Genomic DNA, 24,978 nt, shown 5'->3' with positions numbered 1-24,978 from the left:
GAGTGAAATGATCGCGCGTGCGGCACCCCCGTCCCGCGCCCGTGACGACGGAGCGGGGTTCCGGCGCGCCGGGGGCGCGCTCCTCGCGGGCCTGCTCTGGCTCGCCACGGGTCTCCCCTGGACGTTCGCGCAGGCCGCTGACGCGGTTGCACCCTCCGCGGCCGCGGTCGCCTCCGCCCACCCGCTCGCCACCCGGGCGGGCCACGACATCCTGCAGGCGGGGGGAAACGCCTTCGATGCCGCAGTGGCCGTCGGCGCGATGCTCGCGGTCGTGGAGCCGACCGGCTCCGGGCTCGGCGGCGGCGGCTTCTGGCTGCTGCACCGCGCCTCCGACGGCCGCGAGGTCATGCTCGACGGACGTGAACGCGCTCCGCTCGCCGCGCACCCGGACATGTATCTGGACGACAGCGGCGCGGTGATCCCCGCCGCATCGATCGACGGCGCGCTGGCGGCGGCCATCCCCGGCACCCCGGCCGCCCTGGTGCACCTGGCCGGCCACTATGGACGCCTGCCGCTCGCGCGCAGCCTCGCCCCCGCCATCCGCACCGCCCGCGAGGGGTTTCCCGTCGACGCGCACTATCTCCGGCTGGCGCGCTTCCGGCTGGAGGCGCTGCGCCGCTCGCCCGCCGCCGCGGACGTTTTCCTCGAACAGGGTGAACTCCCGAAAGAAGGCTACATCGTGAAGCAGCCCGATCTGGCGCGGGCGCTGGAGGCGATCGCCGAACACGGCAACGCGGGCTTCTATGACGGTCAGGTGGCCCGGGGCCTGGTCGACGGGGTACGCGCGGCCGGGGGGATCTGGGAACTGCGCGACCTGGCCGACTACCGCGTCGTCGAACGGGAACCGGTGCGGGGCGAGTATCGCGGCACGCGCATCACCACCGCCGCACCCCCGTCCTCCGGCGGCATCGCGCTCGTCACCATGCTGAACATCCTCGCCGGCTATCCGCTCGACGATCTCGCCGCGCCCGACCGCGACCACCTCGTCATCGAAGCGATGCGCCGCGCCTATCGCGATCGTGCCGTCTACCTCGGCGACCCGGACTTCACGGAGGTCCCGGCCGACCTGTTGCTGTCCCCGGCCTACGCGGCCGGCCTGCGCAACGCCATCCGCCCCGACCGCGCCACGCCGAGCGCGCTGCTCCCCGGCGTCGAGGCCGACGCGACGGGCGCCGACACCACCCACTTCTCGATCCTCGATCGCGCCGGCAACCGCGTGGCCGCGACACTGTCGATCAATCTCCCCTTCGGCGCCGCCTTCATGCCGCCCGGCACCGGGATCCTGCTCAACGACGAGATGGACGACTTCTCCCTCAAACCGGGGGTGGGCAATTCCTACGGCCTGGTCGGCGCGCAGCCCAACGCCATCGCGCCGGGCAAGCGGCCGCTCTCCAGCATGACGCCGACCTTCCTCGACGACGGCCGCCGGATCGCGATCCTCGGCACGCCGGGAGGCAGCCGCATCATCACCATGGTGCTGCTGGCCGCGCTCGACTTTCAGCGCGGCGCCCCGCCGCAGGACTGGGTGGGGCTGCGGCGTTATCACCATCAGTATCTGCCGGATGTCGTGAGCTACGAAGCGGGCGCGTTCGATGCGGACGAAGCGGCCGCCCTGACCGCGCGCGGGCACACGCTCGAGGAACGCACGCGTCCCTACGGCAACATGCAGGCGATCCTGTGGGATCGCGCGGACAACCGCGTCAGCGCCGCGAGTGACCCGCGCGGTGGTGGCAGCGCCGTGACGCGCTGACAAACGTCGATGTAGCCCGGATGCAGGCGCGAAGCGCCGGAATCCGGGGAATCCTCCTTGTAGACCTTGCCCCGGATTCCGCTACGCTCCATCCGGGCTACATTACAGCCCGCCCTCGTAGTCGATGGTCAGCGGGGCGTGATCGGAAAAGCGCTCGTCCTTGTAGATCGACACCTGCCTGACCCGGTCCTTCAGTCCGGGCGTGATCACCTGGTAGTCGATGCGCCAGCCGACGTTCTTGGCCCAGGCCTGACCACGATTGGACCACCAGGTGTACTGGTCCGCCTCCTGATTGACGACACGGAAGGCGTCGACGAAGCCAAGCGGCCCGAACAACTGGTCCATCCAGGCCCGCTCCTCGGGGAGAAAGCCGGAGTTCTTCTGGTTGCCGCGCCAGTTCTTGATGTCCAGCTTGGTATGCGCGATGTTCCAGTCGCCGCAGATGACATACTCGCGCTTCCGGCGGCGGAAACCCTTGAGCACCGGCACGAAGCGTTCCAGAAAATCGAATTTCACCGCCTGGCGTTCCTCGCTGCTGGAGCCCGACGGGAGATAGAGTGAGATCACGCTGAGCGTGCCGAAATCGGCCTGGATGAAGCGCCCCTCGCGATCCATGTCCGGCCAGCCGAGCCCTATCGTGACCCGGTCCGGCTCGCGCCGGCAGTAGAGCGCCACGCCGCTGTAACCCTTCTTCTCCGCATCGTGGTAATAGGCGGAATATCCCGCCGGCCGCAGCAGCTCGTCGTTCAGTTGATGCTCCTGCGCCTTGGTCTCCTGCAGACAGACCACGTCGGCGTCCTGCCGCGCGAGCCAGGGGAAAAAGCCCTTGCGGGCCGCCGAGCGTATGCCGTTGGCATTCAGGGTGATGATGCGCATCGATGCCATCCCTACAACTGTCGAAGGCCCCGATGATACTGGAGCCGGCGCGCCGCGTGAATTTGGAAGATGCGGGAATTTTTGCCGGATGGCTTGACATCTGAAATTTTCATTTCACACTAGACCGATCAGCGCTCCCCGCAGAGGGGGCTGAGGGGGATGAAACGGTCGCGCTCCGCCGTCATACACCCGCACGCACTGGACTGATCCGGTCCCGGCACGACTGCCGAGGCGACGAGGATGCAGTCCCGGGCCCAGCTTCCCCCCCGGCATGGCAACCCCGCGGTCACTACCGCCCGCTACCCAAACTCCCGCATACCCACTCACACCTGATCCGGCCGCGCGTCGGGCGCATGAGTGCAACCGTGTTTCTCCCCGGGCAAGGATGTCCATCGGGGAAACCGGCTCGGTCCGGCGGATCTCCGCCGGACCGTACCGTAATCCCGCCACCCCGGCGGAACGCAGGCACACCACCGGTCGTACCGCCTGGGAGGCGCTCGCCCGTCCGCAATCCTCAGCAGATCCGGCCATTGCATGCGCAGGGCGCCGATGACCCGCAACACGCAACGGGCAGCGGTCATCCGCCGGCGAACATGCAGCGACCGGACAACGGTATGACAGGAAAAGAAGCGGCCCCGGCGCCGCTTTTTTCATGCCCATAATCGCCGTCGCCACGGGTGGAGGGACACGACACATGATCACGATCGCCATCGCCAATCAGAAGGGAGGCTGCGGCAAGACCACCGCCGCCATCAATCTGGCCGCCGCATTGGGACGCAACGGCCAGCGCGTACTGCTGGTCGATACCGACCCCCAGGGACACGCCTCGCTGGGACTGGGACAACAGTGCGCCAATGTAAACGGACTGTACGAGGTCTTCATCCAGGAAGCGGACCTCCGCGAGGTCATCATCCCCGCGGTAACCCCCGGCGTCGACCTGGTGCCCTCGACCATATCGCTCGCCGCGATCGAACACCTGCTGTCGGATCTGCCCCGCCGGGAACGCCAGCTGGCCCAGCACCTGGAGGGCCTGCCGCCGAAATACGATTTCACCGTCATCGACTGCCCGCCCACGCTCGGACTGCTCTCGTTCAACGCCCTGCGCGCCGCCGACCTGGTGCTTATCCCGGTGGAGATGAGCGTGTTCGCGCTGGACGGGGTGGACCGCCTGCGCGACACCATCGAACTGCTGGCGGAAAAATACGAGCTCGACATACCGGTACGGATACTGCCCAACCTGGTCGATCACCGCACCCGTTTCACCCAGGACACGCTGCAGCGCCTGAAGGAGCGCTTCGGTGACGAGATCCTCCCGGTCAGCATTCACTATACGGTGCGGCTCAAGGAGGCCGCGGCGCGCGGGATTCCCATCATCGATCATGCGCCCGCTTCGGTGGCGAGCGACAATTACCGCGCCCTGGCCGCGGAGATCCTGCGCCTCCATGCGCACACCCCGCCGCATACCCGGCCCGGGCCTGACGCGGAGGACGATACCCTTGCCGTCCCCGCCGGCGCGGAACCGGAGGTTGAAACGGGCGATGCGCGGGAGATCAGCCTGATCTTCCATGGGCCCGCCGGGATCGACATCCGGATCGCCGGCGATTTCAACGGCTGGGCGCCCGACCAGGGGGTGACGACGGAACGCCATGACGACGTGCTGATCAAGACCCTGCGCGTCGGTCCCGGACGCTATCAGTACCGCCTGGTCGTCAACGGGGAATGGCGCGCCGATCCCACCAACCCGCGCTTCGTGACCAATGAATACGGCGAGATCAACTCCGTGCTCGACGTGGAGGACATCCCACAGCTCGTGCCCGCATGATTCGCGGCCTGGAGGACGCCGGCCCGAAGGAGCGGCTGCAGCGGATCAGCCGTCATTTCCTCGATGAGGGGCCTGCGCCCGCGCGCATCGCCGTACTCGGCATCGCGGGCGATGCCGATGCCCTGCCCGTCGACGGACTGGCGCGCGCGCTGGCCGCGCGCGGCGTCCCGGTCGCCGTTGCCGATACGACCGCGGGCCTGCTCGCGCTGGTGCAGCGGGAACTGGGCATGACCTCCGCCCCGGACGACGCGCCGCCGGAAGCGGACATCGGGGACGTGCTGGCAAGACTGCGCCGCGGGCCGCGCCCCGATCTGATGCTGGTCACGGCGCCGCCGACGGACGCACAGCCCTGCGCCCTCGTTCTGCTGGGTGTCCCGCTGCAGGCCCGCGGCATGCGCGCCGCCTATCTGATGCTCAAGGCGCTGGCGCGGCTGGCGCCGATGCCCGTGATCGGCGCCACGCTGACGGGCGCGCGCACGCGCGACGAAGCGGCGGCGGGCTTCACCCGCTTCGCGTCCGCGGCGCGGCGCTTTCTCGGCATCGACCTTCTCAGCTACTCGTATCTCGCCGCCGGCCGCTCACGCGGCGAGGACGAGGCGTCCCTCAACGATATCGCGCGCCTGCTGCTAGCCGATCTGCGCCGCACGAAGGCATCGGATCCGCCGGCGCCAGCGCCGCGCCAGGAGGCCCCATGGGTATGCGGTTGAAGACCCTCGCGCTGACGTCCGAACAGATCCTGCGCGAACTGATCGTGGATGCGCTGCCGCAGGTCCTCGGCGAGGATTGCTCGGTCGTCAGTGACGACCTTCCGTTCGAGGGCAGGCACCTGTTGTGTCTGGACGCGAACCGGCGCCCGGCTCTGGTCAGCTTCGATGCCCGCGATGGCGGCCGAGCGCTGCTCTCGGGCCTGCTCGCCGTGGAACGGCTGGGCGACAACCGCGGCCTGCTGTACCGGCTCTATCCCGCGCTGTTCCAGGGCGACGGCGGCACGCTCGCGGACGGTGCCCTTCGCCTCGTGCTGCTCGCGCCGGAACCACCCCCGGGGCATGGGCTACCTCGCCCGCGCCTTTCCCGCCCTGAGCGTGTACACCTTCCGCGTCCTGGACATCGGCGGAGACATCGGCCTGCTGATCGACCCGGTCGCGTCCGGGCCGCGCGCGGACGAACACGCGCCGGCGACTGGAACCGCACCGTTCCGCTGCGGCCTAGATATGGAGCAACAGCTCTCGGCCGAGGAGGAACGTCACTTCGCCGATGCCTGAAGTCTGCGATTCCCCCGCCGGCGCCGGCCCGCTAGAATAACGCGGACACGGAACCCGGGAGTGATCGATGCAGGACTACCAGCAGGCCTTTCTCGACTTCGCCATCGCCCGCGGCGTGCTGCGCTTCGGCGAGTTCACCCTCAAGTCGGGCCGCCTGAGCCCATATTTTTTCAACAGCGGTCTGTTCGACGACGGCGATGCCATCGCCGAACTGGGACGCTACTACGCGGCGGCGATCCGCGGCTCCGGCCTCGCCTTCGACATGCTGTACGGCCCGGCCTACAAGGGCATCCCTCTGGTCGTCGCCACCGCGATCGCGCTCAGCGACCGCCACGGCGTCAACGTCCCCTTCGCCTTCAACCGCAAGGAGGCCAAGGACCACGGCGAGGGCGGCATCATCGTCGGCCGCGCGCTCGCGGGCCGCGTGCTGATCATCGACGACGTGATCTCCGCCGGCACCTCGGTGCGCGAATCGGTGGACATCATCCGCCACGCCGGCGCGACCGTCGCCGGCGTCGCCATCTCGCTCGACCGCCAGGAGCGCGGCAATCACGCGCAGTCCGCCATCCAGGAGGTCGAGTCGCAGTTCGGCATCAAGGTCGCCAGCATCGCGAATCTGGATACACTGATCCGCTATCTGTCAAAACGCGACGATCTGGGGCCGGTGCTGGGACGCATCGAGGCCTACCGGAAGGAATACGGCGCAAAAACCACTGCCTGAAAAATCAAATGTAGCCCGGATGAAGGCGCAAGGCGCCGAAATCCGGGAGCATTTACCAAGTCCATCCCCGGATTCCGCAACGCTTCATCCGGGCTACGTCACTCCGCATTATTACCGTAGGTTGGGCTGAATGAAATGAAGCCCAACGCTCGCGCTAACAGGCGCAGTGTTCTTTCGCCGCATTTTTGTTGAGCGCATTGTTAGATTTCTCCGTCGACACACTCAAGATAACCTCCAGAAGATCCAAGCAGGTAGATACCTCCGAAATCCAAACGGAGGTCTGCGATCGCCGCCTCAGCACAACGTCGCAACGCAGATCTGTCTTCGTCGGATCGAAAGGCGATGTAGTCTTCGACGACTAAAATCAAAACATGCTGAGGTCCATACTTCTTTCCGCTCTTTCCGGTCAGCCGCTCCTTTACAAGCGCAAGTCCCGCACTAACCGTTGAATCGTGATCAACAGCTTCGTTTTCAACTTCAACACACTGAGTTCGAGCGGCCTTCGTTCCGGACACGGTTAGTTTTCCTAGTACGTTAACAGACCCTTTCTCATTTAGTATCCCGAGTCTCAGTCGCTCGTCGTAGCCATCTTTTGCGTATGTGATTTCAACATAGATCGGTGGTGTCGATGCATCCGAGAATTGGATCTCACCATCGAAACCCTCATTGCCTAAATTGGGGATACACTTTACACCCTCAGATCCGAATCGCTGACTCGCGAACAGGCCAAAGGGTCGAAGTTCCTCCATGAGCTTTTTCGGCAAGAGCTCACCCGACCTCGCATATGCCTTAGCTTCTTTGGTTTGTGACAACTCAGAAGCCTTGGCATCAACCCAGGCGCAGAGGTCACGCGGTGACCGCGCAAGTTCCATATCTTCTCGCTTCAGAATATCTCTTGGGTCAGTCACGGAAATCTAACTATAATTCGACATCATAAGTGATGTATAAATGCAGCTGCTCGCCGTAGAACACATTCACATCATCTTCAACTCATTGTTTCAGATGGAGCGGGTCATATAAAAAACATTATCTTTATCCGTATCCCATTACCTGTCATATCCCAATGTAACCGTGCCCTCACCCCATCACCAGCTTCACCCCCACCAGCAACGTCACCACCTCGAACGCCCGCTTGATCAGCCGGTTGCCCTGCGCGATCGCGATGTGCGCACCGAGGTAGCCGCCGATCAGTGAGCCGAGCAGCAGCGCGGGCAGCCAGTCCCAGCGGACCGCAGCCTGCAGGCCGAGGGTCAGTGCGCCGGCGCCGTTCCAGAACAGGCCGACCAGGATCAGCGTGTAGGCGACCGCGCGCTTGTAGTCCAGCCCGAACCAGCGCACCAGCCACAGGGTCGCGAACAGCCCCGTCCCGGAGGACAGCGAGCCGTTGATGACCCCGATCAGGAACAGGCCCGCCCCGCCGATCAGATACCCGCGCCGGTCGCGGTGCAGCGGCCGGTGCTCCTGGCCGAGGTCCGGCTTGAACCAGGAATAGACCCCCAGCCCCAGGGTCAGCAGGCCGAGCGTGACCTGAGCCGCCCGGTCGGGCACCTGCAGGATCAGGCGCGCACCCAGCACCACCCCGGGCAGACCGGCGGCGAGCATGAAGCCGGCGAAGCGCTGTTCCACCCCGCCGGCCTTCAGATACCGCAGCGTCGCGCCGATACCCAAGGCGACGGTTGCTATCTTATGCGTCGCCAGCGCCATGCCGAAGGGCAGGCCCAGAAAGATCAGCACCGGCAGCTGGATCAGCCCGGCCCCACCCCCGGACAGGGCCGAGAACATGTTCGCCAGGAGTGATATGGCAAACAGGATCAACTGGCTCAGCCAGTCCATGGCACACACTCAGATGAAATCATCGCATCGTCCGTTCATCACCCGGCTGTCCCGCCCCCGCGATTCCTCGTGGCCGGTCCCGAGTATACCCCGGCGCCCGTACCCGGCGGCGATCCTCCTGTGCCTGTGCCTGGCCGCCGCGGAGGCCCACGGCGCCGCCTACAAATGGACCGACGAGCAGGGCCGCGTCCACTATGGGGATACCATCCCCCCGGCGGAGATCCACCGTTCCTATGAGCAGCTGGACAAGCAGGGCCAGGTCAGTAAACGGGTCGACGCCGCGCTGAGTCCGCAGGAGCGCGCGGAACAGCGGCGGCGCGCGCAGGAACAGGCGGCGGCGCAGGAAGCGGAGCGCCGGAATGCGATTCGCGACCAGTATCTGATCGAAACCTACCAGACGCGGGACCAGGTCAAGGCGGCGTACGACGCCAATCTGGCCAGCCTCGACTCCTCCATCACGCTCGCCGATTCGGTCCTGGAAAAACTGGGCGCCCGGCGTGACGCGCTCGCGAGCAGGGCGGCCGAGAATGAACGGGGCGGCGAGATGACGCAGAAACTCGAGGAGGAGATCCGCGACATCGACCAGCAGATGGAAGACCAGCGTCGCTACATTGAGGAACGGCGCGACGAACGTCGGGAGCTCGAGAAAACCGCCGCGGAGGATATCGCGCGCTTCGAACAGCTGCAGGCCGAGCGGCTCGAGGCGGAACGCAACCAGCAGCCCTGACTCGCCACGGCCTCAAATATTTGGGGTCAGAGTAAAAATTCGCCAAGTATCGAAGTCGGAGCGCGGAACGGTGGCAGAGTTTTTACTCTGACCCCAAATTCCTCAGCGCCGGATCAGCGTCCCCACGCCCTCGTCGGTGAACACTTCCAGCAGCACCGCGTGTTCGACGCGGCCATCGATGATGTGCGCCGTATGGGCGCCTCCCTGCACCGCCTCCAGCGCGCAGCGCACCTTCGGCAGCATGCCGCCGTAGATGGCGCCTTCGGCGACCAGGCGGTCGACGTCCTGGGCGTTGACGCGCGAGATCAGCTGCTCGTCCCTGTCCAGTACGCCGGGGGTGTTGGTCAGCAGGATCAGCTTCTCCGCCTTCAGCACCTCGGCCACCTTGCCCGCCACCAGGTCGGCGTTGATGTTGTAGGACAGACCGTCCTCGCCCAGGCCCACCGGCGCGATGACCGGGATGAAGTCGCTCTGCACCAGCATGTTGATGACGTTGGCGTTGATGCTGGCGACCTCGCCGACGTGGCCGATGTCGATGATCTCGGGCACGTCCATCTCCGGTGCCTGGCGCGTGAAGGTCATCTTGCGCGCGTGGATCAGCGAGCCGTCCTTGCCGGTGAGGCCGACCGCGGTGCCGCCGTGGCGGTTGATCAGCGCGACGATCTCCTTGTTGACGAGTCCGCCCAGCACCATCTCCACCACGTCCATGGTCTCGCTGTCGGTGACGCGCATGCCGTTGATGAACTCGCTCTGCTTGCCGATGCGCGCGAGCAGCTTGCCGATCTGCGGGCCGCCGCCGTGCACCACCACCGGGTTCATGCCGACCAGCTTCATCAGCACGACGTCGCGGGCGAAACCGCTCTTGAGGACGTCATCTACCATGGCGTTGCCGCCGTACTTGATGACGATGGTCTTGCCGGCGAAACGGCGGATGTAGGGCAGCGCCTCGGTCAGCACCCGGGCGATGTTCATGGCGGAATCGGCGGTCAGTGTCATGAGCGCGTATCTCAGCAATTTGGGGTCAGAGTAAAAACTCGCCGAGTATCGAAGCCGAGGCGCGGAACAGCGGCAGAGTTTTTACTCTGACCCCAAATTCCCATCGAGCACGGCGGCGTGCCTGCGCAAATAGTAAACCAAGGCGCGCCGCGCGCGCAAAAGACGACACTCAGAACGGCAGTACCAGTGTCGGATCGATCGCCAGCAGGGCGCGCCGGAAGGCCTCCTGCACGCGCTTCAGCGCGGCGGCATCATCCGCCTCGAAGCGGATGATCAGACACGGGGTCGTATTGGAGGCACGCACCAGGCCCCAGCCGTCGGCGAAGTCCGCCCGCAGGCCGTCGATGGTCGCTACCTTCGCATCGGGGAAACGGGTCGCGGCGAGGAACTTCTCCATGAAGGCGTGATGCATCCCCTCGGCGAAGTCGACCCGCAGTTCCGGCGTCGACACCGCATCCGGCAGGCCGGCGAAGACCTCGGTGGCGGAGCGCGGCTGGGCCGCCAGGATCTCAAGCAGGCGCGCCATGGTGTACAGCGCGTCGTCGAAACCGTACCAGCGCTCCTTGAAGAAGATGTGGCCGCTCATCTCGCCGGCGAGCGGGGCGCCGGTCTCCTTCATCTTGGCCTTGACGAGCGAATGGCCGGTGCGCCACATGAGCGGACGGCCGCCGTGCTCCGCGATCACCCGCGCGAGATGGCGCGAGCATTTGACATCGAAGATGATCTCGGCGCCCGGGTTACGGCTCAGCACGTCGATGGCGTACAGCATCATCTGCCGGTCGGGCCAGATCACGTGACCGGTGGCGTCGATCACGCCGAGACGGTCGCCGTCGCCGTCGAAGGCCAGACCGAGATCGGCCTTGTGCGTCTTCACCGCGCGGATCAGGTCCTCGAGATTCTCCAGTTGGCTCGGATCGGGGTGATGATGCGGAAAATTGCCGTCGACCTCGCAGAACAGCTCGATCGGATTGCAGCCCAGGGCGCGCAGCAGGTCCGGGGCGATGGCGCCGGCCACGCCGCTGCCGCAGTCGACCACCAGCTTCAGCGGCCGCTGGAGCTGGACGTCGCCGGCGACGCGCTGGATGTAATCGCCGCTGATGTCCTGCGTGCGGTAGCCGCCCTCCCGTTCGCCGGTGACGAGGTCGCCCGTCTCGATGCGCCGGCGCAGGCGCTGGATGCCCTCGCCCGCCAGCGTCTCGCCGCCGATCATGATCTTGAAGCCATTGTACTCGGGCGGGTTGTGGCTGCCCGTCACCATCACCCCGGTGCCGGTCTTGAGCGCATGCGTGGCGTAGTACAACAGCGGAGTGGGCGCCAGCCCGATGTCGATCACGTCGATGCCGGTGGAGCGGATGCCGCGGGCGAGCGCCGCGAGGAACCCGGGACCGGACAGGCGGCCGTCACGCGCCACCACGGCGGCATTCAGGCCGAGCTGATGCGCCTCGCTGCCGATGGCCCGGCCGATCGCGTACACGATTTCGTCGGTGAGCGTCTGTCCGACGATGCCACGGATGTCATAGGCCTTGAAGATCGCAGCGGACAGCTGCGGTAATTCGGTTACCTGGATGCCGCCCTCTCCCCCCGCTGTATTCTCCCGCACCATCACTGTTCCTCCACCTTCGCTGTCTTCCGGGGGGCGACCCGCCGCAATCCGTTCAATCACCGGCGCAAGCTCGCGCAGGCCCACCGGATAGCGGGTCCGCGCGGCATCGAGCCGCCATACATCATACGCCGCGCGTTCGAGCATATGCAGATCGCGCTTGAGCACGCGCGTCAGCAGTGCGAATCCGCCGTAGATCGCCAGGGCCATCAGCGCCAGTGCCGCACCCGCGGTGATCAGCAGGGCCGTGAACCCGACCGGTGCCCCGGCGGGCAGCGGCCAGTAACTGAGACGCCAGCGCGTACCTTCCAGCGCGATCTCCCGTGGCGCCGCCTGTGGCGCCGGCTGTCCCGACGTGCGCGCGAGCACCAGCATGCCGCCATCGCCCAGCGCCTGCTGCAGCTCCGCATATCCCGCCGCCAGATGCAGGTCCCGCAAGGGCGCCTGGATCTGATCCAGATCGAACGACACCAGCAGGCTGCCCGCCAGCGAGCGATCGCCGCGGGGCGCCCGCACCGCCGCCACGATGTCGAAGTGCTGCTCCGGGCTCTGGAACAGATGGACCTCGAGCGGCGGCTCACTATCGGTTTCCATGCGCGCGATCAGCTCGAGATCGGCGAAGCCGAGTTGGGGGAACGGGCCCGCCGGCGGCAGCTCGCGGCCGGCGACCGTCAGACTGACCCGGGTCGCGCCGGGGATCAGGCGGACGATCTCCTGCTCGCGCGCGCGCAGCGCCAGCGCATCATCGTCCTGCAAAGCCCGCAGGGTCTCCGATTCCGCGGCGAAGGCCTGCACCTGCCGGCGCAGGCCCTGCAGCCGGGATGTCAGCGCCTGCTGCAGCGCTACGGTCTCGACGGCGACGGTGCGCGCCTGCTGATCGGCGCGCGCCCGGTTCATGCCGTCGACGGCGACATAGGCCGTCGCGCCCACGGCCAGCGCCGCGGCGATGAACAGGCCGACGCCGCAGCGGGCAAGACTGAGCTTGGGACCGGATTCAGGCATGACGCCGCCGCCCGTCCGTCGCGGGCCGGCGTGGCGCGCCGTCTCTGCGGGATGACATGGTCAGACTATCGTATTCAATGACGACCGGAGTGGCCGAAGCCGCCGGCGCCGCGATCACTGCGCTCGAATTCATCCACGATCTCGAATTTCGCCTTCACGACCGGCACGAACACCATCTGCGCGATACGCTCGCCGACGGCGATGGAAAACGGCTCCCGCCCGCGGTTCCAGCACGATACGAACACCTGCCCCTGATAATCGGAGTCGATCAGCCCGACCAGATTGCCCAGCACGATGCCGTGCTTGTGTCCCAGTCCGGAGCGCGGCAGCAGCACCGCGGCGACGTCGTCGTCACCGATGTGGATCGCGAGACCGGTCGGGATCAGGTGCGTCTCGCCCGGGCGGATCTCGAGCGGCGCCTCGAGGCAGGCGCGCAGGTCCATCCCGGCCGCGCCCGCGGTCATGTATTCCGGCAGGGGGAATTCCTTGCCCAGCCGGGCATCAAGGATCCTGAGCTGCACCTTGTGCATGATATCTCTCCGCTATGTATCTGATGATGTCGTGCCCCAGCGTCCGCTTGGAGGCGCGCGGCAGCTCCGCCGTTCCGCCGGCCCAGAACAGGGTCACCTCGTTTTCGTCGCTGTCGAAGCCGATGCCGCGCTCCCCGACCAGGTTGGCGACCACCATGTCCAGCCCCTTGCCCTGCAGTTTCGCGACGGCATGGCGCGCGAGGTCCTCGGTCTCCGCCGCAAATCCCACCATGAAGGGCGCGGCGGGCAGGGCCGCGATTTCGCTCACGATGTCGGGCGTCCGCTCCATTTCCAGCGTCAGTTCGGGCTCGCCCTTCTTGAGCTTGCGCGGCGCGGGCCGGCGCGGGCGGTAATCCGCCACCGCCGCCGCCGCGATGAAGATATCGCAGCCGGCCTGTTCGAGCGCGTACCGCCGCATCTCCTCGGCCGTAACCGCCTCGATGCGACGCACCCCCGACGCCAGCGGCAGTTCGACCGGCCCGCTGATCAACGTCACGCGCGCACCCGCCGCCGCCGCGGCGTCGGCCAGGGCATAGCCCATCTTGCCCGAGCTGCGGTTGGACACGAACCGCACCGGGTCGATCGGTTCCCGTGTCGGTCCGGCCGTCACCACCACCGACAATCCCTGCAACGGACCGCTTCCGAGCAGATCCGCCGTCAACGCGGTCAGCTCTTCCGGTTCCAGCATGCGCCCGGCGCCGCTCTCGCCGCAGGCCTGATCACCGCTGCCGGGGCCGAACAGCCGCACGCCGCGCTGTGCCAGCGTCGCGATATTCGCACGCGTGGCCGGATGCTCCCACATCACCCGGTTCATCGCCGGCGCCAGCGCCAGCGGTGCGGTGGTCGCGAGACACAGGGTCGACAGCAGGTCATCGGCGAATCCCGCGGCGAGCTTGGCGATCATATGGGCGGAGGCCGGAGCGATCAGGACGAGGTCCGCCCAGCGCGCCAGCTCGATATGCCCCATGACCGTCTCATCCTCGGGGTCGAGGTGGCGCGTGTGCACGCGGCGGCCGGAGACCGCCTGCAGCGTCAGGGCGGTGATGAACTCGGCGCCGGCCCGCGTCAGGACCACCTCCACCTCGGCACCCTCGGCGCGCAGCCGGCGCACCAGGTCGGGGGCCTTGTAGGCGGCAATGCTGCCGCTGACCCCGAGCAGAATCTTTTTGTTTGCCAGACGCATATCGTGCCGCTAAGCTTGATTTCCGGTCCGGGTACAGCGCGCCCGGAACGCCATAAGATAGCATTTAATCGCCATGGGCGCGCGCGAACCCCGTCGCAGGAAGCGGCGGCGGGCCACCCTCCAGGACGACAAGGAGTGTCGATCATGGCGATCTCTCATTGGCCCGCGGCGGAACGGCCGCGGGAAAAACTGTGCCTGCGCGGCCCGGCCAGCCTGTCCGATGCGGAACTGCTGGCCATCTTCCTGCGCACCGGCGTGCGCGGCAGGACGGCGGTGGACATCGCGCGCGAACTGCTGCAGGAATACGGCGGCCTGCGCGCGCTGTGCGAGGCGGACCGCGCGCGGTTCTGCCGCGGGGCCGGCCTCGGCCCGGCCAAGTACGTCCAGTTGCAGGCCGCGCTGGAACTCGGCCGGCGCCATCTGAACGAAACCCTGAAGCGCGGCGACGCGCTGAGCAACCCGGGCGACACCCGAAACTACCTGACCGCACAGCTGCGCGATCGTCCCCACGAAGTCTTCGCCTGCCTGTTCCTGGACACGCGCCACCGCGTCATCGCCTTCGAGGAGCTGTTTCGCGGCACCATCGACGGGGCGAGCGTGCACCCGCGTGAGATCGTGAAACGCGCCCTGGCACACAATGCCGCCGCGCTGATCCTGGCCCATAATCACCCCTCCGGCGTGGCCGAACCGAGCCAGTCCGATCTGCGCCTGACCGAGCGCCTGCGCGATGCGCTCCGGCTGGTCGATATCCGGGTGATCGATCACATCGTGATCGGCGATGGCCAGGCCGCCTCGTTCGCGGAGCTGGGCCTGCTGTAGATGGCCAAAAAACGTCTAAGTCATTGATATAAATACTGAACAAATATCACCCATGTCGGCGCGCTTGTGGTCGGCGCCGCGATTTGGTATAAAGCTCCGTTTCCGTCTTTCATCGGGAGTTGATGTCATGTCCAGGGTTTGTCAGGTAACCGGGAAGCGGCCGACCGTCGGCAACAACGTTTCTCATGCCAACAACAAGACCAGGCGCCGCTTTCTGCCCAATCTGCAGACGCACCGCTTCTGGGTCGAAAACGAGAAGCGCTGGGTCAGGCTGCGCGTCAGCACCCAGGGCATGCGCATCATCGACAAGCAGGGCATCGATAACGTCCTCGCCGATATCCGCGGCCGCGGCGTCAAGGTTTAAGGGGCACGACCATGCGTGAAAAGATCAAGCTCGCCTCCTCCGCCGGAACGGGGCACTTCTACACCACGACCAAGAACAAGCGCACCATGCCGGACAAGATGGAGATCAAGAAATTTGATCCCGTCGTGCGCAAGCATGTCGTCTACAAGGAAACCAAGCTGAAGTAGTCGCTGCTTCTGTTCAATGTCATAAAAAAACCCGCTCCAGGCGGGTTTTTTTATGACTCACGATCCGCCGTTCATGCCGGCACCGGCCGCATCGAGTAACTGCGGAGGACGCGGACGAAGTCCTGCAGGGCGTGGATGCCCGAGGCCTCGGCCTGGCGACACCATTCCTGCAGCGCCTGCAGCAGGTGCTCGTTGGAATCCGCCGAGCGGCGCCAGATGGCCTGCAGGCGCTGCTTGAAACGGTACACCGTCTCCAGTTTCTGACTGTCGCTCAGGATCGATTCCAGCTGGCGCTGCGCCCGCGCGTCGATCAGCGACTCGTCGCGCATCAGCAGGCGGCGCGCCTTGCGCAGCAGGGGCCGGGCCGCGCCGGCCGCGCGCCGCATCTCATCGCGATGCACGCGCCGCAGGACATCACGACCATAGCGGGACATGACCTGGAAGCGGTTGCTGATGATCGCGGCCAGCGTATCCATGTCGACGACCGTCTTGCCCGGATCGAGCAGCGGCCGGGCGGCGAGCTTGCGCACGCGCGCCAGACGGAACAGGCTCAACAGGCGTATGTACAGCCAGCCGATGTCGAATTCCCACCATTTGGAGGACAGCCTGGCCGATGAGGCGAAGGTGTGATGATTGTTGTGCAGCTCCTCACCGCCGATCAGGATGCCCCAGGGCACGATGTTGGTGGAGGCGTCCGACACCTCGTAGTTGCGATAGCCCCACCAGTGGCCGAGCCCGTTGATGACGCCGGCCGCGAAGAACGGGATCCACAGCATCTGGATGCCCCATACGGCCACGCCCGCGAGGCCGAACAGGAACACATCGGCCAGGAACATCACACCGATCCCGAGCACGCAGTGCGGGGTATAGAGCCTGCGCTCGATCCAGTCATTCGGGGTCCCGTGGCCGTACTTGGCCAGGGTCTCGCGGTCCGCGGCCGCGACCTGGTACAGCTCGGCCCCTTCCAGCAGGACCTTTCTGATGCCGCGCACCTGCGGACTGTGTGGATCTTCCTCGGTCTCGCACTTGGCGTGGTGCTTGCGGTGGACGGCCACCCACTCCTTCGTCACCATGCCGGTGGTCAACCAGAGCCAGAAGCGGAAAAAATGGCTGACCAGGGGGTGCAGTTCCAGCGCCCGGTGGGCCTGGTGGCGGTGCAGAAAGATCGTGACGGCCGCGATGGTGACGTGGGTCAGAACCAGCGCCGCCAGCAGCGACTGCCAGAGTGAGAAACCGGTGATGCCGTTTATCATGTGGATACGAGCCTCCTGCAATGAATGATCGCGGCGAGGGCTATTCCCGATCGCACCCTCCGAGCCGTCTTGCTGAATTATAGGGGCGCGGACCGCCGATTTCACCCACCAACCACAGGGTTTCAGGTGGCCAGGCCTCGCTCAGGTACGGTACTCCGCATTGATGCGCACGTAATCATAGGAGAAATCGCAGGTCCAGACACAGGCCCGGGCCTGGCCGCGCGCGAGCTCGATCCGGATCGTGATCTCGCTGCGTTGCATGACGTCTCGCCCCCGTTCCTCGGTGTAATCCGGCGCCCGGCCGCCGCCGCGCACGATACAGACCTCGTCGAGATAGACGGAAACGGCATCGACGTCGAGATCGGACAGCCCGCTGCGACCCACGGCGGCGAGGATTCGCCCCCAGTTGGGGTCGCTGGCGAAAAACGCGGTCTTCACCAGGGGCGAGAGCGCCACGGCGTTGGCCACGGCGCGGCATTCCTCCGGGTCCCGGCCCTGCACCGCTTCGACCGTGATGAATTTGGTCGCTCCCTCCGCATCGCGCACGATCGCCTGCGCGAGTTCCACGCACACAGAGGCGATCGCATCGCGCAGCGGCGGGTAATGCGCGTCCCGGTCCGAGACCAGGGGCGGCGCGGACGAGGCGCCGGTGGCGATCAGGACGCAGGCATCATTGGTCGAGGTGTCGCCATCGACCGTAATGCTGTTGAACGAGGCGCCGACCGCCTCCTGCAGGCAGCGCTGAAGCAATTCCGCGGGCAGGCGGGCATCGGTGGCGATGAAGGCCAGCATGGTGGCCATATTGGGATGGATCATGCCGGCGCCCTTCGCGATGCCGGTGATCGTCACGCTATGCCCGCCGAGCTGGATGCGCCGCGACACGCCCTTGGGCACGGTATCGGTGGTCATGATGCCGGTGGCGGCGTCGTTCCAGCCCTCCGCCCGCACGGCCGCGCGCGCGGCCGGGATGCCGCTCACGATCCTGTCCACGGGGAGCGGCTCGCCGATGACGCCGGTCGAAAACGGCAACACCTCGGCGGGATCGCAGCCGGCCTGGGCGGCGAGGGCGGCGCAGCACTCCTCGGCCCCGCGCAGGCCGAGCGCGCCGGTGCCGGCGTTGGCATTGCCGGTGTTGATCAGCAGGTAGCGCGGCTTGCGCGTCGCGAGGTTCCGGCGCGCGACGGTCACGGGCGCGGCGCAGAAAGCGTTGCGCGTGAACACCGCGGCGCATTCGCTGCCGGGATCGATTTCCATGAGGACGAGATCGAGCCGGCCCGCCTTGCGGATGCCCGCCGCCGTCGCGCTGATTCGAATGCCGCCCACCGCTTGCAGCGGCGGCAACACGCCGGACAGACCTACAGCCATGATGGAATCACCGGTATCGCCTCGACCGAGGGAAAGAACAGACGATAGAGAAAGCGGGGCGGATATTCAAGCCGGCGCCGCGCAAGCGCGGCACACCGGCATCATTCGAGACGGCCGTGACACTGCTTGTATTTTTTCCCCGACCCGCACGGACAGGGGTCGTTGCGGCCGAGCTTGGGGTTCGGGCGCACGAAGGGTTGCGCGGATTCGGCGCCGTCATCATCGCCCGCGACCGCGCCCCCGCCAGAGGCCGCGGCGAGCGCGCTGGCTTCCGCATGCTGGTATTGCATGCGCGCGTGAGAGCGACGCTGTTCCTCCACCGCCTGGACATCCTCTTCGGTGCGAACCTGGACGCGGGACAGGATGGTGACGACTTCCTGCTTGAGGCGCTCCAGCATCGAGCTGAACAGCTCGAAGGCCTCGCGCTTGTATTCCTGCTTGGGGTTCCGTTGCGCGTATCCGCGCAAGTGGATGCCCTGGCGCAAATGATCCATGTTGGCGAGATGGTCCTTCCAGTTGCTGTCCAGCACCTGCAGCATGACCGCCTTCTCGAACTCGCGCATGACCTTGGCGCCGACCAGTTTCTCCTTCTCCGCGTAGGCGTCCTCCAGCGCCGCCAGGATGCGGGCGCGCAGGGATTCCTCGTGCAGGTTGTCATCCTGCTCGAGCCAGGAGGCAATCGTAAGGCGCAGGCCGTACTCCTGTTCCAGCGCCTTCTCCAGCCCCGGGATATCCCATTGCTCATCCAGACTCTCGGGCGGGATGTAGCCGTCGATGAACCCGTTGAGGACATCGTGGCGCAAGGTCTGGATGGTCTCGGAAATATCGGTCCCTTCCATCAACTCATTGCGCTGCTCGTAGATCACGCGGCGCTGGTCATTGGCGACGTCGTCATACTCGAGCAACTGCTTGCGGATATCGAAATTGTGCCCCTCGACCTTGCGCTGGGCGCCCTCGATCGCCTTGGTCACCCACGGGTGCTCGATCGCCTCGCCCTCCTGCATGCCCAGCTTCTGCATCAGGGCGGCGACGCGCTCGGAGGCGAAGATGCGCATCAGATTGTCCTGCAGTGACAGGTAGAACCGGCTGGACCCGGGATCACCCTGCCGGCCCGAACGGCCCCGCAACTGATTGTCGATGCGGCGCGACTCATGGCGTTCCGTGCCGATGATGTGCAGTCCGCCGGCGGCAAGCACCTGGTCGTGACGCTGTTGCCACGCCGCGCGCAGTCCCTGCCGGTCCGCATCGCCCGTCGTTTCCGGCAAGGCCGCAAGCTCCGACTCCAGCGCTCCGCCCAGCACGATGTCGGTGCCGCGACCGGCCATGTTGGTGGCGATGGTCACCGCCCCGGGCCGGCCGGCCTGGGCGACGATCTCGGCCTCGCGCTCATGCTGCTTGGCGTTCAGGACTTCGTGCTTGACACCGCCCTTGCGCAGCAGCTTCGACAGATATTCCGAGGTCTCGATCGATGTCGTGCCGACGAGCACCGGCTGACCGCGCGAATTGCACTCGGAGATATCCTGGATGATGGCATCGTATTTCTCGCCCGCGGTCAGATAGACGAGGTCCCCCATGTCCTTGCGCGTCATCGGCCGGTGGGTCGGGATCACCACGACCTCCAGTCCGTAGATCTGCTGGAACTCGTAGGCTTCGGTGTCGGCCGTGCCGGTCATGCCGGACAGCTTCTGATACATGCGGAAGTAATTCTGGAACGTGATCGAGGCGAGCGTCTGGTTTTCGTTCTGGATCGGCACGCCTTCCTTCGCCTCGATCGCCTGGTGCAGACCCTCGGACCAGCGGCGTCCCGGCATGGTGCGGCCGGTGAATTCGTCGACGATGACGATCGTTCCGTCCTTGACGATGTATTCCACGTCGCGGTGGTACAGCACGTGCGCGCGCAAGGCGGCGTTCAGGTGGTGCATCAGGCGGATGTTGGCCGCGCTGTAGAGGCTGTCGCCCTCCTTCAGCAGCCCGCTCTTCAGCATCAGCTCCTCGACCTTCTCGAATCCGGCTTCGGTGAGGTGGACCTGTTTCGCCTTCTCGTCGACGGAATAGTCGCCCGGGCCGTTCTCCGACTCCTGGCGTTGCAGGCGCGGAATCAGCTTGTTGATCTCGGAATACAGGTTCGAGGTTTCATCCACCGGGCCGGAGATGATCAGCGGCGTGCGCGCCTCGTCGATCAGGATCGAGTCGACCTCGTCGACGATCGCGTAACTGAGGCCGCGCTGGACCTTGTCCGCGGGGCGGAAGGCCATGTTGTCACGCAGATAATCGAAACCGAACTCGTTGTTGGTGCCGTAGGTGATGTCGGCGGCATAGGCCGCGCGCTTCTCCTGCGACGACTGGCCGGCATGGATCACGCCGGTGGTCATGCCGAGGAATCCGTACACCCGGCCCATCCAGGCAGAGTCGCGTCGCGCCAGGTAATCGTTGACGGTCACCACATGCACGCCCTTACCGGGCAAGGCGTTCAGATAGGCGGGCAGGGTTGCGACGAGGGTCTTGCCTTCACCCGTGCGCATCTCGGCGATCTTGCCGGAGTTGAGCACCATGCCGCCGATCAGTTGGACGTCGAAATGACGCATCCCCAGGGTGCGCTTCGAGGCCTCGCGCACCGCCGCGAAGGCTTCCGGCAGCAGATCGTCGACGGTCGCCCCATCGGCGATGCGGCGGCGGAATTCGTCGGTCTTGGCCCGCAACTCGTCATCCGACAGCGCGGTATAGGCCGACTCCAGTCCGTTGATGTTTCCGACGACGGCGCGGAGCCGCCTCAGCAGGCGTTCGTTGCGGCTACCGAAGATTTTGCTGAGAAACTTGCTGACCATTTAGCGGTGACGGGAAATTGAATGTGACAAACCACCGCCCGTGGCGCGGCGGCCTACTTGGCCGCGTAAACGAATTTCGCGGGATCTACCACGCGGCCGTTCTTGAGAACTTCAAAATGGACATGGGGCCCGGTCGAGCGCCCGGTGGATCCCATCAGCGCCAGAGCCTGCCCCTTTGTGACAACGTCCCCGACCTTAACCAGATTTTTCCGGTTATGGGCGTAACGCGTAATATAACCGTTGCCGTGGTTGATTTCCACCATCATGCCGTAGCCGTAGCGTTCCGCTGACCAGGTAACGAGACCCGAGGCCACGGCCTGGATCTCCATGCCGTCCTTCCCCGCGAAATCGATGCCCTTGTGGAACTCGCGCAGCCCCGTGAAGGGATCCGTCCGCATGCCGAAGTAGGATGAAATCCATCCACTCTGGATCGGGCGCCCGGTGGGCAGGACCTGCGCATCCAGGCTGCGGTTCATGAAGAAGGACTCCAGCACCCGCAGCTGCTGTTCACGGCTGTCCATCTGGTCCGCCAGCTGATCCAGGGACTTCATGAAACTGGGCGGATCGATTTCCTGCGCCAGTTCGATATCGGCCTGCGGACCGCCCTGGGCCGGCGGCGCGTCGAAATTGAATTCGCCCTTGTCGAGCTTGGCCACCTCGACCAGGCGCTGCCCTAATGCATTGATGCGGACCGCCTGCGCCTGCAGATGACCCAGACGGGTCGCCAGCGCGCTCACTTCCTCACGCGCCTGCTCCGAAGCCCGATTGATCTCCTGCCGGTACTGCACCAGTTCCTGCGCCCATTCACCGGGAATCAGCGCCGTGTGCGCCCGGGATTTGCCCAGGTACACGCCGGCAAGGACCGCCATGATCGGGACCAGCACCAGGACACCGACCAGGGCGGTGACCATCCTCCAGCCTTCCAGCTGGAAACAGGCGGGTTTTCCCGCGCGCTTGGTAAATACGATAATATTCATTTCGTATGCAACCCCATCAGCAAACACGCCGTGCGCGGATCATCGGACCCTTGCCATGAACTCTGAGCGCGCGCGCCGTCATGACTCAGGCAAATCCTGCGGCGCCCTGTTGCACGGCGCCGGTGGAGAGTTCGGATACCTTATAGAACACTGCAAACGACTGGAACGCATGTCCCGCATGCTGCTGGACCGGCTCCCACCCTCTTTCCAGCCGCACTGTCGGGTTGCCGGAATCGCACGGCAGACCCTGATCCTGCACGCGGACTCACCGGCGTGGGCATCCAAGCTGCGTTATTATTGCCCACAACTGCCCGCCGAACTGTGTCAGTTGCCGGATTTCAGCCAGTTGAAGGACCTCCGCATCAAGGTGGTGCCGCCAGAATTCCTGCAAGCATCACGCCAGATAAGCCCGACTCTACGGAGATCGTTGCCCCCATCCGCCGCGCGTCTGCTGCGGGAGGTGGCCGCCGTGACCCCAAACGCGCCGCTCAAGGCAGCGCTGCTTCGCCTGGCGACCCGGGAAAAAACAAATTCTTAACCAAGAAACAACAAATTAGAGCGCTTTCGCGCCGGGGGCCCTGATCAGCCCGCGGATACCGGCTGCATGTACGAAATCGGCGCCGGCTGGTCCCCTTGAAACGTGACCTGTTCCCAGGCGTCGCGATCGGCCATCAGTCTGCGCAGGAGCATATTGTTCAGGGCGTGCCCCGATTTGTAGCCGCTGAAGGCCCCGATCAGGCTGTGACCGAGCAGGTAGAGGTCGCCGATCGCGTCGAGAACCTTGTGCTTGACGAACTCGTCCTCGTAACGCAGGCCATCCTCGTTCAGGACCCGGTAATCGTCGACCACCACGGCATTGCTCAGGCTTCCGCCCAGCACAAGGTTCATCTCGCGCAGGCGCTCGTAGTCACGCATGAAACCGAAGGTGCGGGCACGGCTGATCTCCTTGACGAAGGAGGTCGTCGAAAAATCGATGCAGGCTTCCTTGTTCCGACCGCGAAAGGCAGGGTGATTGAAATCGATGGAGAAGGAAACCTTGAACCCCTCGAAGGGATCGAAACGCGCCCATTTGTCGCCGTCGAGCACCTCGACGGAGCGCTTGATCCGGATGAAGCGCTTGGGTGCGTTCTGTTCCTCGATGCCGGCCGACTGTATAAGGAATACGAACGGACCCGCGCTACCGTCCATGATCGGCACCTCGGGCGCGCTGAGATCGACATAGGCATTGTCGATGCCGAGCCCGGCGAAGGCGGACAGCAGATGCTCGACGGTGGAGATGCGGACATCCCCTTTCACCAGGGTAGTGGAGAGCGTGGTTTCACCGACATTCTCTTCGCGCGCCGGAATTTCGACGGGCTCATCGAGATCCACCCGCCGAAAGATGATGCCCGAATCCGCGGCAGCGGGACGCAACGTGAGAAAGATCTTTTTTCCGGTGTGTAAACCGACTCCCGTGGCCCGTATGACGTTTTTCAACGTACGCTGTTTTAGCATCAATCCTTGTCCCTGAATACACCGCGGGCACCTTGCCCGCAAATTTGCGGCGACTATAGCACAGCACCTTACGCCTGCCTAGGAATAACCGCAATGGTTATCGGCCGCGCTGGCGCGTCCTGTAGCGACGGGTTCTCATTTCCCGCGCGGCCGGTCCATCGACTGCCGGGGCCTCCTCAGCCCATCAATCGGCCTGCCGCCGCAGAAAGGCCGGGATGTCCAGATAGTCCATATTGGTCGTCCCGTCCTTGAGCATGGGTGCCTCCTCGACGGTCCGGCCGCGTGCGAACGCCGGCCGGTCCAACGGCGCGTAATCGACCTCGCCACTCGCCTTGCGTACCGGCTCGACGACCTTTTCCACCGCCTTTTCCACCACCTTGAGCTGGATCTCCTCCGGCTTCTGCACCCGTTCCTGGGGCAGGCCCAGGCCCGTCGCCACGACGGTCACGCGCAACTCGTCGCTCATCTCGGGATCGATCACGGTGCCCACCACCACGGTCGCATTTTCCGAGGCGAACGATTTGATGGTGTTGCCGACCTCTTCGAACTCGCCGATCGACATGTCCATGCCGGCCGTGACGTTCACCAGGATGCCGCGCGCGCCCTGCAGATCGATATCTTCCAGCAGCGGGCTGGCGATCGCCGCCTCGGCCGCCTCGCGCGCGCGATTCTCGCCGCGATGGCTGCCCGAGCCCATCATGGCCATGCCCATCTCCGACATCACCGTGCGCACATCCGCGAAGTCGACGTTGATCAGGCCGGGGCGGGTGATGAGATCAGCGATGCCCTGCACGGCGCCGAGCAGGACATTGTTCGCGGCCTTGAAGGCGTCCAGCAAGGTCACCGACTTGCCGAGCACGGAAAGCAGCTTCTCATTCGGGATCGTAATCAGCGAATCCACGTACTGGCTCAGCTGGCGAATGCCTTCCTCGGCGATCATGGCGCGTTTGCGGCCCTCGAACGAGAATGGCTTGGTCACCACGGCCACCGTCAGGATCCCCAGTTCACGCGCGGTCTGCGCCACGACCGGGACGCCGCCGGTGCCGGTGCCGCCGCCCATGCCAGCGGTGATGAAGACCATGTCGGCGCCCTGCAATACCTCGACGATGCGGTCACGATCCTCCAGCGCCGCCTGGCGTCCGATCTCCGGATTGGCGCCGGCGCCCAGCCCCTTGGTGATGCCCGTACCGAGTTGCAGCGTGGTGCGCGCGGACGAGGCCTTCAAGGCCTGGGCGTCCGTGTTGGCACAGATGAAATCGACGCCCTCGATCTGCGCCGACACCATATGCTCGACGGCATTGCCGCCGCCCCCTCCCACGCCGATGACCTTGATCACGGCGTTTTGACTGTAGGAATCCATCAGCTCGAACATATTTATTACCTCCTTTTCTAAATTTGATTCATTCCGTCAT

23 protein-coding genes are annotated in these 24,978 nt (G+C 65.5%); 10 read left to right on the top strand and 13 right to left on the bottom strand.

The window, feature by feature from the left end:
* The first annotated feature begins 7 nt into the window (after positions 1-7).
* Positions 8-1,750 (top strand): gamma-glutamyltransferase, encoded by a 1,743-nt coding sequence (gene ggt, locus IPM20_11730; protein ID MBK9132290.1) that lies wholly within the window; start codon positions 8-10, stop codon positions 1,748-1,750.
* 102 nt (positions 1,751-1,852) lie between these two features.
* On the opposite strand, the gene xth is transcribed toward ggt, so the two are convergent.
* Positions 1,853-2,626: an exodeoxyribonuclease III gene (gene xth, locus IPM20_11725; GenBank protein ID MBK9132289.1), complete on the bottom strand. Its 774-nt coding sequence runs from the start codon at positions 2,624-2,626 to the stop codon at positions 1,853-1,855.
* 694 nt (positions 2,627-3,320) lie between these two features.
* Here xth and IPM20_11720 point away from each other — a divergent pair.
* The 4 genes from IPM20_11720 to pyrE all read left to right on the top strand — a co-directional run bounded on the left by IPM20_11720 (position 3,321) and on the right by pyrE (position 6,431).
* A complete protein-coding gene (locus tag IPM20_11720; protein ID MBK9132288.1) occupies positions 3,321-4,448 on the top strand; it encodes an AAA family ATPase in 1,128 nt (375 codons plus the stop codon).
* Positions 4,445-5,155: a hypothetical protein gene (locus tag IPM20_11715; GenBank protein MBK9132287.1), complete on the top strand. Its 711-nt coding sequence runs from the start codon at positions 4,445-4,447 to the stop codon at positions 5,153-5,155. The genes IPM20_11720 and IPM20_11715 overlap by 4 nt, the downstream gene beginning before the upstream one ends.
* A 339-nt stretch (positions 5,156-5,494) precedes the next feature.
* Positions 5,495-5,710 (top strand): hypothetical protein, encoded by a 216-nt coding sequence (locus tag IPM20_11710; protein MBK9132286.1) that lies wholly within the window; start codon positions 5,495-5,497, stop codon positions 5,708-5,710.
* Positions 5,711-5,777: 67 nt separating this feature from the next.
* A complete protein-coding gene (pyrE, locus tag IPM20_11705; protein MBK9132285.1) occupies positions 5,778-6,431 on the top strand; it encodes an orotate phosphoribosyltransferase in 654 nt (217 codons plus the stop codon).
* Between the two features lie 200 nt (positions 6,432-6,631).
* Here pyrE and IPM20_11700 read toward each other — a convergent pair whose 3' ends face one another.
* Positions 6,632-7,303: a hypothetical protein gene (locus tag IPM20_11700; GenBank protein ID MBK9132284.1), complete on the bottom strand. Its 672-nt coding sequence runs from the start codon at positions 7,301-7,303 to the stop codon at positions 6,632-6,634.
* A gap of 205 nt (positions 7,304-7,508) precedes the next feature.
* On the bottom strand, positions 7,509-8,264 hold the full coding sequence (locus IPM20_11695; protein MBK9132283.1) for a sulfite exporter TauE/SafE family protein: 756 nt from the start codon (positions 8,262-8,264) through the stop codon (positions 7,509-7,511).
* Between the two features lie 13 nt (positions 8,265-8,277).
* Between IPM20_11695 and IPM20_11690 the strand changes: the two genes are divergently transcribed.
* The gene (locus tag IPM20_11690; protein ID MBK9132282.1) at positions 8,278-8,991 is read left to right on the top strand and encodes a DUF4124 domain-containing protein; all 714 of its coding nucleotides are present in this window, start codon (positions 8,278-8,280) and stop codon (positions 8,989-8,991) included.
* Positions 8,992-9,093: 102 nt separating this feature from the next.
* Here IPM20_11690 and argB read toward each other — a convergent pair whose 3' ends face one another.
* The 4 genes from argB to coaBC form a co-directional block, all read right to left on the bottom strand.
* Entirely contained in the window at positions 9,094-9,987 is an 894-nt protein-coding gene (gene argB / locus IPM20_11685) for an acetylglutamate kinase (GenBank protein MBK9132281.1), read from the bottom strand.
* 169 nt (positions 9,988-10,156) lie between these two features.
* Entirely contained in the window at positions 10,157-11,962 is a 1,806-nt protein-coding gene (locus IPM20_11680) for a phosphomannomutase/phosphoglucomutase (protein ID MBK9132280.1), read from the bottom strand.
* Positions 11,963-12,663: 701 nt separating this feature from the next.
* Positions 12,664-13,122, bottom strand: a complete 459-nt coding sequence (gene dut / locus IPM20_11675; protein MBK9132279.1) for a dUTP diphosphatase — start codon at positions 13,120-13,122, stop codon at positions 12,664-12,666.
* Positions 13,091-14,302, bottom strand: a complete 1,212-nt coding sequence (gene coaBC, locus IPM20_11670; GenBank protein ID MBK9132278.1) for a bifunctional phosphopantothenoylcysteine decarboxylase/phosphopantothenate--cysteine ligase CoaBC — start codon at positions 14,300-14,302, stop codon at positions 13,091-13,093. The genes dut and coaBC overlap by 32 nt, the downstream gene beginning before the upstream one ends.
* 144 nt (positions 14,303-14,446) lie before the next feature.
* On the opposite strand from coaBC, the gene radC reads away from it, so the two are divergent.
* From radC to rpmG, 3 genes are all read left to right on the top strand, one after another.
* Positions 14,447-15,121, top strand: coding sequence for a DNA repair protein RadC (radC, locus tag IPM20_11665; GenBank protein ID MBK9132277.1), 675 nt, complete (start codon positions 14,447-14,449; stop codon positions 15,119-15,121).
* A gap of 127 nt (positions 15,122-15,248) precedes the next feature.
* Complete coding sequence (gene rpmB / locus IPM20_11660; GenBank protein MBK9132276.1) at positions 15,249-15,485, top strand: 50S ribosomal protein L28; 237 nt, start codon at positions 15,249-15,251, stop codon at positions 15,483-15,485.
* An 11-nt stretch (positions 15,486-15,496) separates the two neighbouring features.
* A complete protein-coding gene (rpmG, locus tag IPM20_11655; GenBank protein MBK9132275.1) occupies positions 15,497-15,652 on the top strand; it encodes a 50S ribosomal protein L33 in 156 nt (51 codons plus the stop codon).
* 71 nt (positions 15,653-15,723) lie between these two features.
* Here rpmG and IPM20_11650 read toward each other — a convergent pair whose 3' ends face one another.
* From IPM20_11650 to IPM20_11635, 4 genes are all read right to left on the bottom strand, one after another.
* Positions 15,724-16,905: a transposase gene (locus IPM20_11650; GenBank protein ID MBK9132274.1), complete on the bottom strand. Its 1,182-nt coding sequence runs from the start codon at positions 16,903-16,905 to the stop codon at positions 15,724-15,726.
* Positions 16,906-17,046: 141 nt separating this feature from the next.
* Positions 17,047-18,270: a bifunctional glutamate N-acetyltransferase/amino-acid acetyltransferase ArgJ gene (argJ, locus tag IPM20_11645; GenBank protein MBK9132273.1), complete on the bottom strand. Its 1,224-nt coding sequence runs from the start codon at positions 18,268-18,270 to the stop codon at positions 17,047-17,049.
* 101 nt (positions 18,271-18,371) lie between these two features.
* The gene (gene secA, locus IPM20_11640) at positions 18,372-21,095 is read right to left on the bottom strand and encodes a preprotein translocase subunit SecA (protein ID MBK9132272.1); all 2,724 of its coding nucleotides are present in this window, start codon (positions 21,093-21,095) and stop codon (positions 18,372-18,374) included.
* 53 nt (positions 21,096-21,148) lie between these two features.
* Entirely contained in the window at positions 21,149-22,072 is a 924-nt protein-coding gene (locus IPM20_11635; protein ID MBK9132271.1) for a M23 family metallopeptidase, read from the bottom strand.
* 55 nt (positions 22,073-22,127) lie between these two features.
* On the opposite strand from IPM20_11635, the gene IPM20_11630 reads away from it, so the two are divergent.
* The gene (locus IPM20_11630; GenBank protein MBK9132270.1) at positions 22,128-22,610 is read left to right on the top strand and encodes a DUF721 domain-containing protein; all 483 of its coding nucleotides are present in this window, start codon (positions 22,128-22,130) and stop codon (positions 22,608-22,610) included.
* Positions 22,611-22,654: 44 nt separating this feature from the next.
* Here IPM20_11630 and IPM20_11625 read toward each other — a convergent pair whose 3' ends face one another.
* Together IPM20_11625 and ftsZ are read right to left on the bottom strand one after the other, a co-directional pair.
* The gene (locus IPM20_11625; GenBank protein ID MBK9132269.1) at positions 22,655-23,566 is read right to left on the bottom strand and encodes a UDP-3-O-acyl-N-acetylglucosamine deacetylase; all 912 of its coding nucleotides are present in this window, start codon (positions 23,564-23,566) and stop codon (positions 22,655-22,657) included.
* Positions 23,567-23,750: 184 nt separating this feature from the next.
* Positions 23,751-24,938: a cell division protein FtsZ gene (ftsZ, locus tag IPM20_11620; protein MBK9132268.1), complete on the bottom strand. Its 1,188-nt coding sequence runs from the start codon at positions 24,936-24,938 to the stop codon at positions 23,751-23,753.
* Positions 24,939-24,978 lie beyond the last annotated feature (40 nt).

This window comes from Gammaproteobacteria bacterium (genome assembly GCA_016716465.1).
In the GTDB taxonomy this organism is placed as follows: Bacteria; Pseudomonadota; Gammaproteobacteria; order SZUA-140; family SZUA-140; genus JADJWH01.
Note: the sequence above shows the minus strand (reverse complement) of the source record. Positions and strands in the feature narration are given on the sequence as shown.